12 protein-coding genes are annotated in these 13,343 nt (G+C 59.9%); 10 read left to right on the top strand and 2 right to left on the bottom strand.

Annotation, left to right across the window (positions count from 1 at the left end; all coding sequences use genetic code 11):
- The first annotated feature begins 196 nt into the window (after window positions 1-196).
- From FJ959_RS23115 to FJ959_RS23080, 8 genes are all read left to right on the top strand, one after another.
- Complete coding sequence (locus tag FJ959_RS23115) at window positions 197-1,051, top strand: transporter substrate-binding domain-containing protein (protein WP_140632263.1); 855 nt, start codon at window positions 197-199, stop codon at window positions 1,049-1,051.
- A 110-nt stretch (window positions 1,052-1,161) separates the two neighbouring features.
- Window positions 1,162-1,809, top strand: a complete 648-nt coding sequence (locus FJ959_RS23110) for an amino acid ABC transporter permease (RefSeq protein ID WP_140632261.1) — start codon at window positions 1,162-1,164, stop codon at window positions 1,807-1,809.
- A gap of 3 nt (window positions 1,810-1,812) precedes the next feature.
- The gene (locus tag FJ959_RS23105) at window positions 1,813-2,463 is read left to right on the top strand and encodes an amino acid ABC transporter permease (RefSeq protein ID WP_140498320.1); all 651 of its coding nucleotides are present in this window, start codon (window positions 1,813-1,815) and stop codon (window positions 2,461-2,463) included.
- A gap of 30 nt (window positions 2,464-2,493) precedes the next feature.
- On the top strand, window positions 2,494-3,312 hold the full coding sequence (locus FJ959_RS23100; protein WP_140557328.1) for an amino acid ABC transporter ATP-binding protein: 819 nt from the start codon (window positions 2,494-2,496) through the stop codon (window positions 3,310-3,312).
- Between the two features lie 41 nt (window positions 3,313-3,353).
- Window positions 3,354-4,364 carry an agmatinase family protein gene (locus FJ959_RS23095; protein ID WP_140498318.1) on the top strand — a complete coding sequence of 337 codons (1,011 nt, stop codon included), beginning with the start codon at window positions 3,354-3,356 and terminating at the stop codon, window positions 4,362-4,364.
- A gap of 61 nt (window positions 4,365-4,425) precedes the next feature.
- Window positions 4,426-5,370, top strand: coding sequence for an agmatinase (gene speB / locus FJ959_RS23090; RefSeq protein WP_140524765.1), 945 nt, complete (start codon window positions 4,426-4,428; stop codon window positions 5,368-5,370).
- Window positions 5,371-5,458: 88 nt separating this feature from the next.
- Window positions 5,459-5,713 carry a transposase gene (locus FJ959_RS23085; protein ID WP_348640295.1) on the top strand — a complete coding sequence of 85 codons (255 nt, stop codon included), beginning with the start codon at window positions 5,459-5,461 and terminating at the stop codon, window positions 5,711-5,713.
- Window positions 5,714-6,317: 604 nt separating this feature from the next.
- Entirely contained in the window at window positions 6,318-6,683 is a 366-nt protein-coding gene (locus FJ959_RS23080; protein WP_140632259.1) for a hypothetical protein, read from the top strand.
- 167 nt (window positions 6,684-6,850) lie between these two features.
- Here the strand turns inward: FJ959_RS23080 and FJ959_RS23075 are convergent, their stop codons facing one another.
- Window positions 6,851-7,150, bottom strand: coding sequence for a DUF1236 domain-containing protein (locus FJ959_RS23075; protein ID WP_140515085.1), 300 nt, complete (start codon window positions 7,148-7,150; stop codon window positions 6,851-6,853).
- Between the two features lie 823 nt (window positions 7,151-7,973).
- The gene (locus FJ959_RS23065; RefSeq protein WP_140581134.1) at window positions 7,974-9,428 is read right to left on the bottom strand and encodes a caspase family protein; all 1,455 of its coding nucleotides are present in this window, start codon (window positions 9,426-9,428) and stop codon (window positions 7,974-7,976) included.
- A gap of 190 nt (window positions 9,429-9,618) precedes the next feature.
- On the opposite strand from FJ959_RS23065, the gene FJ959_RS23060 reads away from it, so the two are divergent.
- Both FJ959_RS23060 and FJ959_RS23055 read left to right on the top strand, forming a co-directional pair.
- Window positions 9,619-10,344: a hypothetical protein gene (locus tag FJ959_RS23060; RefSeq protein ID WP_140581131.1), complete on the top strand. Its 726-nt coding sequence runs from the start codon at window positions 9,619-9,621 to the stop codon at window positions 10,342-10,344.
- Between the two features lie 235 nt (window positions 10,345-10,579).
- The gene (locus FJ959_RS23055; RefSeq protein WP_140632256.1) at window positions 10,580-13,255 is read left to right on the top strand and encodes an autotransporter; all 2,676 of its coding nucleotides are present in this window, start codon (window positions 10,580-10,582) and stop codon (window positions 13,253-13,255) included.
- Window positions 13,256-13,343: the final 88 nt, after the last annotated feature.

Raw genomic sequence — 13,343 nt, 5'->3', positions numbered from 1 at the left:
TCCTGCCATGCTGCCCTACCAGATGGTGCCGTGCCGTCATGCCACTGGGGAAGCAAACAATCGGGCCGGCATTGCAGCCGGCTGACGACCTGGAGGTTTAAGGCTCGTCACGCATGCGAGATTCCTGAGCGCGTACAGAAGCCTCGGACTCCAAATAATCCATAATAAACGGGAACATACGAAACTGGAGGAAGTTATGCGATCCGCTTTGAAACTGTGCACTTCGACGCTGTTGGCCGCGTCGCTCTCGCTCGCCGTGGCGAGCTTTGCCACCGCCTCCGATCTTCTGGATCGGATCAAGGCAAAGGGGGAAATCACCATCGCGTCCGAGGCCCGCTACCCGCCGTTCGAATATGTCGAAAACGGCAAGATCGTAGGCTACGGAGTTGACCTCTTCGAAGAAGTCATGAAGGCGCTGCCGGACGTGAAGGTGAACCGGCTCGACCTGCCGTTCCAGGGCTTGCTGCCCGGTTTGCAGACGGAGAAGTTCGATGCCATCATAACGTCCGTCACCGTTAACAAACAGCGCTACGATACCTACAGGCTGTCTCTGCCAATCGCCGACGCGTCGTTCTCCTACGTCAAGCGCAAAGGCGACACCGCCTTGAACACGCCCGAAGACCTGAGCGGCAAAAATGTCGGCACGCAGGCCGGCTCGGCACAGCTCAAGGGCACCGAGGCCTTTTCCGAGGATTTAAAGGCAAAAGGCCTAGCGCCGATCGCCAACATCCAGACCTATGTCGACTTCAATGAAGCCTATGCCGATCTCGCTGCCGGGCGCACGGATGCCGTCGTGAATTCCCTGCCCAATCTGCTCTACCTGCAGACGCAGCGCGGCGACGTCTTCGAAACCATCCGCACAACGTTCGGGAACCCGACCTATTTCAGCTGGGCCTTCCGCAAGGACGACGACAGCAAGGCGCTTGCCGACTTCATCGATGACCAGTTCCGCAAGCTCGCCGCCGATGGAACCATGGCCAAACTTCAGGAAAAGTGGTTCGGCTTCACCATGAAACTGCCGACGGACGCTCTGCCCGAACCCAAGAGCTGACGAGTCGGCGTCCAACGCCCGGATAAGGGCGAGGCTTTCCAGCCTCGCCTGCCTAAAAACGCACAGGCTGCAAGCCTGGCCTCAAGTCCATAAGGTCTGACGACTTGGCAATGTTCGCCCTCATCCAGAACAACCTGCCCATCATGCTCTGGGGCGCGGGCATGACCATCCTGGTGTCGGGCGTCGCCATCATCCTCGGCATGCCGCTCGGCCTCGTCCTGTGCTTCGGCGTCACCTCGAAGAAGACGTGGCTGCGCTGCTTTTCGCGCATCTATCAAAGCGTGTGGCGCGGCACGCCCATCCTCGTGCAGTTGCTGATTATCTATTATCTGCTGCCGCTCATCGGCATCAATGTAGCGCCCATCCTCGCGGCCATCCTCGCGCTGACCCTGAACACGATCGCCTTCCAGGCCGAGATATTTCGCGGCGGACTTTTGGCCATTCCGCCAGGGCAACTGGAGGCGGCGCGCATGGTAGGCATACGCAAATGGGCGGGGCGCCAGCATATACTCGTGCCCCAGATATTGCGCCTCGTCATCCCGTCGCTGGTCAATGAGACCATCAGCATCCTGAAAAACTCATCGCTGGTCTCCGTCATCGCGGTGACGGAACTGATGCGGGTAAGCCAGCAGATCGTCGCGACCACCTATCGCCCGTTCGAAATCTACATCACCGCCGCCGTCATCTATATCGTCATCAATTTCCTTCTGTCGCTGATCGGCCGCATGGCCGAGCAACGGCTGGCGCGGAGGGCCTGAGCCATGGCGCAATTCTTCGACCTATGGGTGCAATACGGACCGCTGATGCTGGCCGGCCTGGCGACGACGGCCTGGATCTGCGCACTTGCCACAGCCCTCGGGCTGGCGATCGGCCTGTTGCTCGCCTGCCTCGAGAGCACGCCGTTCACGCCGCTGCGCTGGGCCGTTCGTGCCTATATCGAGATCATGCGCGGCCTGCCGATCCTGATCCTGCTGTTCGTGCTCTATTATGGCGGCCCGAGCATAGGCCTCCGGCTGAGTGCCGAAGCGGTGGGTGTTTTCGGCCTCGGCTTCTATGGTGCCGCCTATTTCGCCGAAATCTTCCGCTCCGGTTTCCAGTCGATCTCCAAAGGCCAGATCGAGGCGGCGCGCATGGCCGGGCTCTCAGGCACGCAGATCATCCGCCATATCAAGCTGCCGCAGATGCTGGTCATGATCACGCCACCGATGGTCAACCAGATCATCATCCTCATCAAGGAATCCGCGGTGCTGTCCATCATCACCGTTGCCGAGCTGACCAAGAACACGACGCAATTCGTCAACGAGACCTACGCGGTCATCGAACCTTATCTCGCCGCCGCCCTACTGTACTGGCTGCTGGTCGAGGCAGTCGCGCAGCTCGGCAAATATGTTGAGCGCCGGGTGCGGTTCTAGGCCGCTCAACCACCAATTTGGGAATAAACGATGGCCACTGAAACCACCGAGCCCGTCATCAAGATCCGGAATCTGACCAAGGATTTCGGCACATTCGCGGCCCTGTCCGGGATCTCGCTCGACATCAACCTCTCCGAGGTCGTCTGCATCATCGGACCGTCGGGGTCGGGCAAGAGCACGTTGCTGCGTTGCGCGAGCTTCCTCGAGGAATATACGAGCGGCGAGATCGAGATCGAGGGCCGGTTGCTCGGCTACAAGCGCGGTGCCGAAGGACTGGTACGAGAAAGCGACCAGAACATCGATTCCGTGCGCCGCAACGTCGGCATGGTGTTCCAGCACTTCAACCTATGGCCGCATATGACAGTGCTGGATAACGTGACGCTGGGATTGCGTCTTTCCAAGCGCGCTCCCGCGGCCAAGGCGAAGGAAAGCGGGCGCCGTGCGCTGGCCAAGGTCGGCCTCGCGGATTTCGCCGAGCGCTACCCCTCGCAGCTTTCCGGCGGCCAGCAGCAGCGCGTCGGTATCGCCCGGGCGGTCGCGATGGAGCCGCATGTGATCCTGTTCGACGAACCGACCTCCGCACTCGATCCCCAGCTCGTCGGCGAGGTTCTCGACACCATGAAGCAACTGGCCGTCGAGGGCATTACCATGGTGGTGGTGACGCACGAGATGGGCTTTGCCGCCCAGGTCGCCGACCGTGTCGTCTTCATGGACCGCGGCAAGGTGATCGAGCAGGGCCCGCCCGCCAAACTCTTCAACGATCCGCAAAGCCCGCGCTTGCGTGAATTCCTCGACACTTGGAGACAGCGCAACATGCTGTTCCAGAGCGAGCCCGCCGCCGGCCAGTAGGGCAGCGGCACAATCGACACGACAAGACGGAGGACCGTACCATGAGCGAAGGTTTGAGCCCGGCAGGTGTTCCCCGCATGTATGGCGACGTGCCACCCTTCATGGCATTTCCCTATGTGCGCGATCTGGCGGGTCTTTCCGCCGACGCTGTGGTGGTGGGCATGCCCTATGACGGCATCGCCACCTTTCGCGGCGGCGCGACCCGCCGCGCCCCGCAGGAAATCCGCAAATACTCGCTTCTTTACGGCAGCTACAGCTTCGACTGGGACCTCGACATGCTGGCCCATATCACCGTCGCCGATGCCGGCGACATCGATGTAGTGCCGGGGGACAATGCCGCCAGCTACGCCCGCCTCGAAGCGCGGCTTGCCGCGGTGCTGGTCAACGGGGCGGTGCCGCTGACCATCGGCGGCGATCACGGCATCAGCTATCCGGCGGTACGCGCGGTCTCCGATGCCGGCGACACCCCGGTCGGGCTCATCGTCTTCGACACCCATCTCGATCTCAGCGAATCCTTCGGCGGCGACCGCCTCACCCGCGCCTCGCCCCTGCTGCGCATTGCCGAACTCGACAAGGTGGCCCCTCGCCGCATCGTTGTCATCGGCGCGCGCGGCCCCCGCAACCTGCTCGAATGGACCCCGCTTTACCGCAAGCTCGGCATCACCGTGTTTTCCATGGAGGAAGTCGAGCGCCTCGGCATCGAAACGGTTGCCGAACGCGCACGCGCCATCGCCAGTGCCGACGGCGCGCGCCTCTATATCAGCCTCGACATCGACGGCGTCGATCCAGCCTTTGCCCCGGCAACCAACAGCCCCGAACCAGGCGGCCTTACCTCGCGCGAGATCATTCGCGGCGTAAGGATAGTGGCCCGCGACGGCTTTGCTGGGTTCGACCTCGTGGAGGTATCGCCGGATTTCGATGCTTCCAGCGGCACCACCAGCATCCTGGCCGGCCGGCTGCTGGCCGAGGCCCTGTTCTGCCTCGCGGCCAAGCGCGCCGGCAAGCAGAACGCCTGGCGCGACGCCCACAGGTCCGACTTCCAACAGAAATAGCACCACCTTCGGAGTGCGCCTCGCGGTCAAGCGACCCGATGCGCCAACAGGACACAAGACCATGAGCATTACAAATTTCCAGCCACTCGATTCCGGCAGCGTTCCGCGTTTTGCCGGCCCTTCAACCTTCATGCGCCTGCCCATGGCTACCCCCGAGCAGGTCGACATCGCGCTGATCGGCGTCCCCTTCGACGGCGGCACCACCAACCGGCCGGGCGCGCGCCATGGACCGCGCGAAATCCGCAACCAATCCAGCCTGGTGCGGCGCGTCCACCATGTGACGGGCGTCTCGCCTTTCGAACAGGTGCGTGCCGGCGACTGCGGCGACGTGATTGTAAACCCGCTCGACCTGCCCGGCTCGCTGGACACGATCAGCGCCTTCTTCGAAAACGTCCACCACTCCGGCGCCCGGTCTCTGGTCGTCGGCGGCGATCATCTGATCACGCTGCCCATCCTGCGCGGCATCGCCAAGGAACCGGCCGGCCTCATTCACTTCGATGCCCATTCCGATACCTATGACGAGTTCTTCGGCAACCGCTATAATCACGGCACCCCGTTCCGCCGTGCCGTCGAGGAAGGCCTGCTCGATCCCAAGCGCATGGTCCAGATCGGCATCCGAGGAGCGATCTCCGATGTGGAAAACTACGATTTCGCCCGCGAGGCCGGCATCCGGATCATCTTCATCGAGGAATTCATGGAGCGCGGCGTGGGCACGGTGATGGCCGAGGCGCGCTCGATCGTCGGCGACGCGCCGACCTACGTCTCGTTCGACATCGACGCGCTCGATCCGTCTTTTGCCCCCGGCACCGGCACCCCGGAGATCGGCGGCATAACGACGCGCGAGGCCCAGAAGATGATCCGAGCGCTGGCCGGCGTCGACATCATCGGCGCCGATCTGGTCGAAGTCTCGCCGCCGCTCGATCCTTCGGGCGTCACCGCGCTAACCGGTGCCACCCTCCTGTTCGAGCTTCTCTGCGTCATGACGATGCAAATACCGGCTAAATGAGACCCATGTGTGGAGTGCGCCCCTCGGACCGGACAGGATGAACAAGCAGAATTGACTTGGAAGCCGGGCTTTCGAAGGATGGAAGCCCATGGTGGCTTATCGCACGCACAGCATCGAGTTCAAACGTCAGGTAGTGCAGGAGTTCCTGTCCGGCGAGACGCTGCATGGTCTCGCCAAGCGGCACGAACTGCCGCGTAACCTGATCCGCATCTGGGTTCAGAAATACGAGGCCGGCTCCTTCGACGAAGACGTGGCGGCGGCCGACACGATGCAGACCTATGAGGCGCGGATCGCAGCGCTGGAGCGGCTGGTAGGCCGGCAAGCCTTGGAAATTGAGTTCTAAAGGGGGCTCTGAAAAGCGCACCGCGTCCGAGAAGCGGGACTACATCCGGATCAAAATTTCTCCCGCCTCCAACGCCCCTGCTACCGATTGAGCCCCGGAGGCGGGGCAAGGAAGCCATAGTTGCGTCGGGAACAAGCGGCGAGACCGATCCGCCGATCTCGAATTCCCATCCGAAGAGTTCCGCGTAAAGCGGCGCAGGTTCGCAGGATCACGCCCTATTATTTCAAAGTGGATGATTGGCTTGGCCATGATGTCCAACCTTTTAGACGGTTCGCAAAACAGTCGCAGCCCGAGCGGCAGCGGCTGCTGGCTCGGCAGGTGAAACACCTCCCAGGTCGCCCGCATCTGGCCACAATCGTTCTGTGCGACAACACCGCGGGACCGTCAGATCGGGGCGACGATGCGGAGAAGGCAACGGTTCACGGACAAAAAAGGCACGAGAGAAAAGAGCGCACCTCGGATGTTGCGCGCGAGTCGATCGAGGTCGAGCGGGCGGCACGGGATGCGAAGACAGCTCGGCTCCGAGAGCAAGCGCTGATGACTGAGATTCGCAGCTCAGCACCTAAGAAGGTGCAGCCCCGATAGCTGCTTAAGGGAGGCAGCGATGCTCGATACCCATACAGACATTGCGCGGGCGGCTATTGAAGCCACCTTCCTGCCACGTCGCGCCACATTTCCGCGCGATATTGATCACTCCCGACGCGTGCTCGCGGCATCACGCGAGCTTCTGAAACGCCTGCGCCAAAGCCATGGCGATGACACCTCCCGAGCTTGGGAGGATGCAGACCCGGTTCCCTTCGCTATCTCAGCGTTCGATGCCGATGTTCTCCGGGCAGTGTTCAAAGATTTGGTGTTGGGAACATACGCGCCCAAATGTCGATGGCGCGATCTGGCTAAGACCCTGGTACTCGAATACGCCGGGTGCGATCAGGTCGAAGTTGGCTTGCTGGATTGGATCACCAGGAAGTAAGTACCTTGTGCCAAGTCGAGTTGAGCGCGTGTTCTAGAGATCCACCAGGCGCGCCACGAGGGGGTTGCGACGTCTCGACTTCAGGAGTTTATCTCAACTGTCCGACTGGCGATTTGACATACCCAACCCGCCGCCAGCTATGGCGGAGGTCGGGTTCGTTCTAGGTCTCAGTCGTAGACTTTGACGATCTTGCGGGTGCCCGGGTCCACCAAAACCGTGCGGTTGTCGATCACCACATACCGGTATTTGACATTGGGGACCTCATGGAGCTCGACCGTGTCCGGCAGAGCCGTGCCGACATTCAGCTCAAGTCCGAGAAGGTTCACGGAAGCCAGCGGTTGCTTCTTCACGTATTTGCGCACGACGGTGTCCTGTTCCGGTGTGATGACAACATCCTGTGCCGCAACTGCGCCGACGCCGGCCAAAAGCAATAGCGCGGCAGCGGTGCTGGTAAGGGGGATCCTCATGGTTTTTCTCCTGTTGTTCCGGCGACAGCACAAGTCTTCTGTGCGCCAGGCAACTGAACACGTCGGCAGGCCGAACGTTCCTCGATCAGGCTTCAGTCGGAATCCTGACCAGACCAAAGGCCGATCACAAAACGCAATGGTCTTATCTCTTGAGACTAGGCGGAACGGCTTAGGGCTAGGCTAGTTGCTTCTCCAGACTCGGAGAAAGCAGATGGATAAAAGCATTGGCCAAGCGCGTTGGTTGCTCGCGCCAACTTTCGCCGCAGCCGTCACATTTTTGGTGATCGGCATATTCCTTGGCTGACATGTCGTGGATCGGCACAGCTACGTCCCTTCCTGTGCTGATAGGGCCCGCAAGCCGCTTCGGTGGCTGGCGGGCCCTCTATTTCCAGTATGTTTGGTGAGCAAAAGACAATGACATCGATCCAGAGAACCAATGAGAGTGGCAACGCAAACCAACGGGCAAATGACAACGATGATCATGCGCCTGCGCTACTGGACGCTGTTTCTTTGACGAACGAGGAAAACATTGCCGACCTTGTCAGGCGAACCGAGCGCGTGGCGATTTTGGTAGTGTTGGGAATGGGGGGCTGGTTGATGTTAGTCCCCGCTATCTACCTTGTACTGAGCCACCGAATATGAATGAATAATTACGCCAGCATATGATCGCCCGTCTCAGGGGCCGGGGTCGGACAGTTTCATCATCCGCGCAGCTTTTCGCCTCGAATTCCAGCGTGGCGCTCGTTACCGTGACGCTTGATCATCTTGTTGGGCTGCAGCACCTGATCTGGAACTCGAGCGCAGCCCATTGCTGACCGGCTCGCTAAAACACACCACCAATGCCTATGCCGCCACTGATGTCCGGTGGGGGAGGCGCGGGACGTCTCGGGGCGGCCTGCGAGCGTTTCGCAGTCGTCCGTACGGAGCCGTTTCGTGAAGGGGCGGCGTCCGACGCTATCTTAGCCGGCTTGGCCTTCACGATGACCGGCTGCTTGCAGATTCTGCCTGAGCGCAAAAAGAGATCGCCCAGCAGTCCGACGCTCGGCTCCGTCGTCGCCGCGACTTGCTTGGTATTCTTGTAGTAGTCGGTGAGAGCACGGATTGAACCCGTGCCCCAATCTCCATCAATCTGCATCCGGTAGCAACCCAAGCGACGAAGTTCGGTCTGAACGTTGCGCGCAAGATCGGCTGTCTTGTCTTTGTCCGCCTCGCCCATAGATGCGCCGACAATGAGCGTTTCGAGACCGGAGACGACGCTTTGGCGAGCGTCCTCAACCCTTTCGGTCGGAGACAGATTGGCGACCTGTGTGCCAACCGGCTCCGGTGAACTGGCGGACGGTGCCGGAATCTCGACCGACCGCAACGTCTGTCCGACGATTAGCACGGCGGTCTGCAGGTCATTGGAGGCAAGTTCGACTTGCAATCTCTTCTTTGCCGCAGGGTCCGCAAGGATGCGTGAAAGGCTTGCGCTCAACTGTCCCGGATCGAGTACCTGTTGCTCCGTGAAATAGAACTGCTCACGCAGGTTCGATTGATCCCACGGCACTTGACGGCCAACCGTCAACGCTTCGGTTTCGTTGCGGACGCGGATCATCATATCCGAAATGCTGAGCCCGGGGATCTCGAGATTCTTCAGCAGCGCAATGGTGAACGGGCTGTTTTCGCCGCCGCCATCGGCCGTGACATTGCCTGGCTGGGTGGCAAAGGCAACGAACGTGTTTTCACCGACTTCAACTTGCGCCAGACCATTGCCGGCACCGGCACCGAGCGGATTGTTGCGGCACGCGTCCAGGAATATGAACGTCTGGCGGTCGCGGCGCGCGAACCGCGCGATCACATCATTCAGCTTGATGGCCGTGGCGGTGAGTTTTTCCAGGCTTTCAGGATCGGGCGTATCGACCGGGAGCAGGTAGTTTTCGCCGTTCAACTGCACGCCATGACCGGCGTAGATAATCAAAACTGCGCTGACGGTAGGCAGCCTTGCATCAGCTTCTCGAAAGATTCTGGAAAAATCTTGGGTCGAAAGATCGGTGCCCGTCAGGACCTCAAAATTTAGCCGCTTCAAGCTCTCTGAGAGCTTTGCGGCATCATTTGCGGCATTGGGGAGATGCTCAAGTCGGCTGCTTTGATAGTTCGAATTCCCGATGACGATCGCTAGCCGGTTGCGTGGCTGCGGCGCCGCGCTCGGCTCGACCGCGGCGCGAGCACCAGCTGAGCCAAGAAGCAGAAAAATGAGAAACAGTGGGACACGAAACAGAAGTCTGTTGCAGTGGGTCATATCAGCATGCTCGCTCCGGCCTGCCTCAATCTTGGTCCAGCAACTTCCCAACGCACCACGACGCAACCACAATCAGCCTGAGCGCCTGCCCTCATACCGGCGAAGGTCACCAAAATTTATACCAAGAATCCTGTCAAAGATAGGGAAAAGGGATTTGTATGCGATCAGTCATTGGACTGTGGAGGACAAGATGCCGACCAAGATCAATCTTGCGCTGCCGGTTTATGGAGCAGCCTACAAAAGCGTGTTCGTTCGCAGCTTGTTCGCGGTCTTAACTCATAAGAGCCTGTCCAACTACGCCTTCACGTTGTCGGAAATCGAGTACACGGATATTCCATTTTCGCGGAACTATCTGCTCACGAATTTCTACTACAATAAACCGGATTGCAGCCACATTCTGATGATCGACAGTGACATGGGCTTTTCACCTGATCTTATCGCGGCGATGCTGGCGCTGGACAAGCAAGTCGTCGGCACCCTGTATCCGCGGCGCCGGATCGATCTGCGCAAACTCCACTCCCTCTCGACACTGCCCTTCGACAAAGCCTTTGCGCAAAGCCTGGAGTTCATCGGAACCGTCGTCGAACCTCGGCAAGAGCAAGAAGGCTTTGTCCGGGTAACGTCATGCGGCACGGGCATCTTTCTGGTCTCCCGCGACTGCGTGACGGCCATAATCGAGAAGTTACCCGAGACGGTGGACCGGTCTCGTTACAGAAAGAGCAAGTACACCGCTCAGTTCGAGAATTTCCTGACGCCGTTTGCGAAGATTGTGACGCCGGAACTGGACCTCCCTACCGACTTCTCGTTCTGCTACCGCTGGGTTGAGCAGTGTGGTGGCGAAATATGGGCAAGCTACCATCGCAAGATTGCACATGCGGGAGATCTGACTGTTTCGGCGGCCTATTCTGATCTTTAAAGATGCCTTTGAAGTTTGGCCACTGCTTTTGACAGGCTCATTTAAGTTTACGATAGTGTCCTTGTCGCCACAGATAGCCTTATAGTCTCCTGAGAGCGAACGCCAAACCATTGCCGCCCAGCAACGCGACGCGTACAGTGCCGGTTAAGCAGTCAACGATCCCATGAGATGGATCGTTGATCTATTTAATTGCCTTGATTTGTGACGGTATCGATTTCTCGTAAGGTGGGGTCGAATGAGAGTGTCGCGCGAGGCCTATCAATTGACGGGAGTCTCGTTGCTCGCCTTAGCGGCGGCGTCCACGTTCCAAGTCTCTGGCGCGGCGGCCTGCTCCGCTACTGCAAACGGCGGCGGCACTCCCTTCCAGGCGACATCGGTTACCGTGAACTGCACGACGACCGGGGATTTTCAGGACGTCGATGGCGTATTCACCACCCGATTTAGCGGGTTCGAGAACTCGTCGGAAGTCATCGTCAACGACTACGACGGCAATGGCGACGACGTCGTGAGAATTTTTGGCGGCCTCCTGACCGATAAAGCGGCGACAACACCCGGTGTAGGCGGCCTGCCTGCGGGAGGGTCGACCTCCTTACAGCCGGCGGACGGTACAATCGAACTCCTCGGCGGCAACGACCGGTTTGAGACGTTCTATGGGGATTTCTTGGGGGTTCCGTACGCCCCAACCGTCGCGGCCAATCTCAATACCGGGGCCGGGGATGACCTGGTCGTCATTCAGGCCGGCAGTATTCAGGACATTGACCTTGGAGATGGTGCCGACAGCGCCGTGATATTCGGCGACGGTACACAGGTTGGCAATGTGACCGGCGGCAGAGGTGACGACCTGTTATCGATCGGCATCCTCACTACCGAGGAGGGAATTTTTTTCAGCGCGCCGACCGTCGGCGTTCTCTCCGGGGGCGATGGCAATGACACCATCATCATTGCGGGGGGCACAGTTGATGCCCTGGATGCCGGGGCTGGCAATGACCGGGTCAGCGTCAGCGGCAGTGCCGCGGTCGACCTCGACCTCGACGGAGCTGCCGGAAACGACACGATAATGGTCGCTGGCAACGCCACCATTGGCGGCAGCATATTCGGCAATGACGGCGACGACACCGTCAACATCAACGGCGGAACCATAGGCGCCACGACAGGCGGCAACATCACCGGCGGCCTAGGCTTCGACAGCGTCTCGGTCGTCGGCGGCGACATAAAGGGCGGCATCGACGCCGAACATGTCCATTTGTCGGGTGGCACGATCGAGGGTGACATTACCGGCCTTGGACCCAACACGCTAACCATCGATCATATCGGCGCCGTCGAGCCGCTCATCCTTAGCGACGGGGTGCTATTCAGCGGTACAGGCGCCAACGGCACAGTCGTCGGCACCGACCTTGCCGCCGGCGGCAAGAGCCAGAACTTTGCCGGCTTCGACAATTTTTCGGCCGACCATTCGACCCTTCGCTTCAGCGGTGGCACGCAGGGCATAAACCAACTCAACCTCGGTAACGGTTCAACGCTGTTCATCAACGGCAACGTCACTATGCCGGGTTCGATCATCGCGACAAATTCCCTGATCAACATGATGGACGGTGTCGCCGGTGACGTGTTGACGCTCGGCGGCCTCGCCCTCAACAGCGCCGCCATCAGCCTCGACATCAACCAACAGACGCTACGGTCGGATCAACTCGTTGCCAATGCGTTTTCGGCCGCCGGCACCAGCACCATTATTGTCAATCTGCTGGGCACCCCCCAATTCGCCCAAGTGACCAATATCCCGATCATCGTCTCGGCCAGCGGACCGGTTGCCGGCACCTTCCGTCTCGGAAGTATTTCCGGCACGCCGGGTTCGCTTTTCAGCTATGAGATCGTAAACGGCCCGAATGGCGGCTTGTTCCTGCGTGCCACGCCGGCCAGTTTCGGCATTGCGGCGGCGCCGACCAGCGCGACCAACGCGGGCGCGGTCGAGGTGGCACTCGACGCTCTCTACGGCATAAACCGCGACGCGATCGATGCTGACCTCCACCTTTCGCCTGCATCCGGATCTGGAATGGTACCGGTTTCTTCGAGCTTCGGGGTCTTTGCTTCCGGCCAGTTCGCTCATACCGAGCATGACGGCTATAACATCAGTGGCGGCGGCTTGAATGGCCCGGGCCCGAGCTTCGATGCCAATGATTTTTCGGCCGCCATCAGCCTGGACTTCAATGCCGCCAAGCATTTCCAGTTCGACAATGAGTATGGCCTGAACATCGGTGTATTCGCCGGCTACGCCTCGACTGACGTCAATCTCGGGGCCTTCCAGGGATTTGATGCCATAGGGGAAGGTAACAACAAGGCCGGACTGTTCGGCGGCTACGCACTGTTGCGCAAGGACTACAATTACGCGCTGGTCTCGGCCTCCGGTTTCTTCGGCCGAAGCGACGTGATGAACGGGGTGCTTGACACCACCGGCAGCTATGACACCGAGGGCTACGCGGTCACGGGATCTGTCGGCCACATCTTCGCGCTGGGCGAACGCACCCGTTTCGATCTGCGTGGCGGCCTGCTTGGTGTTTCATTCCGCGGCGATCCCTACACTGACAGCGGTGGCAATCAGTTCGGCAAGAGCCGGCTTTCATTTGGCGCCATCAAGTTCGAGCCTGGCATTTATGGCGATTACACGCTGAGCAACGGTATGGTGTTCAGCCCCTATGCGCGTGGCGAATTGCAGCAGCGTTTCGGTTACAAGAACACGACCGAGATCGGTACCAGGACGATCGCCTTCGACGATGCGGATTTTTCCGTGGCGCTATCGACGGGGTTCAACCTGAAAGTTTCGGAGTTGACGACCGTCAACGGCGAAGTCCGTGGTAAGGCCTCGTCGGATAGCTCCACTATTGGCGCCAAGCTCGGACTTAAGATAGCTTTCTAGCGGTTCCTCGATCCGCGGATCATCCGCGCCCGCGCTGAGTTCCTGACGTCTTTGGGATGGGAATAGCAGGACCTTCGAATCCCCCGCA

It is taken from the genome of Mesorhizobium sp. B2-2-4 (assembly GCF_006442375.1).
In the GTDB taxonomy this organism is placed as follows: domain Bacteria; phylum Pseudomonadota; class Alphaproteobacteria; order Rhizobiales; family Rhizobiaceae; genus Mesorhizobium.
This window is presented reverse-complemented; position numbering and strand designations above follow the sequence as displayed.

What these genes read in the sequence shown, in the direction of transcription:
- FJ959_RS23075 (WP_140515085.1), bottom strand. Translation starts at nt 7,150, where the DNA reads ATGAGGATCCCCCTTACCAGCACCGCTGCCGCGCTATTGCTTTTGGCC.
- FJ959_RS23060 (WP_140581131.1), top strand. Translation starts at nt 9,619, where the DNA reads ATGCCGACCAAGATCAATCTTGCGCTGCCGGTTTATGGAGCAGCCTAC.
- FJ959_RS23065 (WP_140581134.1), bottom strand. Translation starts at nt 9,428, where the DNA reads ATGACCCACTGCAACAGACTTCTGTTTCGTGTCCCACTGTTTCTCATT.
- FJ959_RS23105 (WP_140498320.1), top strand. Translation starts at nt 1,813, where the DNA reads ATGGCGCAATTCTTCGACCTATGGGTGCAATACGGACCGCTGATGCTG.
- FJ959_RS23080 (WP_140632259.1), top strand. Translation starts at nt 6,318, where the DNA reads ATGCTCGATACCCATACAGACATTGCGCGGGCGGCTATTGAAGCCACC.
- FJ959_RS23100 (WP_140557328.1), top strand. Translation starts at nt 2,494, where the DNA reads ATGGCCACTGAAACCACCGAGCCCGTCATCAAGATCCGGAATCTGACC.
- speB (WP_140524765.1), top strand. Translation starts at nt 4,426, where the DNA reads ATGAGCATTACAAATTTCCAGCCACTCGATTCCGGCAGCGTTCCGCGT.
- FJ959_RS23095 (WP_140498318.1), top strand. Translation starts at nt 3,354, where the DNA reads ATGAGCGAAGGTTTGAGCCCGGCAGGTGTTCCCCGCATGTATGGCGAC.
- FJ959_RS23055 (WP_140632256.1), top strand. Translation starts at nt 10,580, where the DNA reads ATGAGAGTGTCGCGCGAGGCCTATCAATTGACGGGAGTCTCGTTGCTC.
- FJ959_RS23085 (WP_348640295.1), top strand. Translation starts at nt 5,459, where the DNA reads ATGGTGGCTTATCGCACGCACAGCATCGAGTTCAAACGTCAGGTAGTG.
- FJ959_RS23115 (WP_140632263.1), top strand. Translation starts at nt 197, where the DNA reads ATGCGATCCGCTTTGAAACTGTGCACTTCGACGCTGTTGGCCGCGTCG.
- FJ959_RS23110 (WP_140632261.1), top strand. Translation starts at nt 1,162, where the DNA reads ATGTTCGCCCTCATCCAGAACAACCTGCCCATCATGCTCTGGGGCGCG.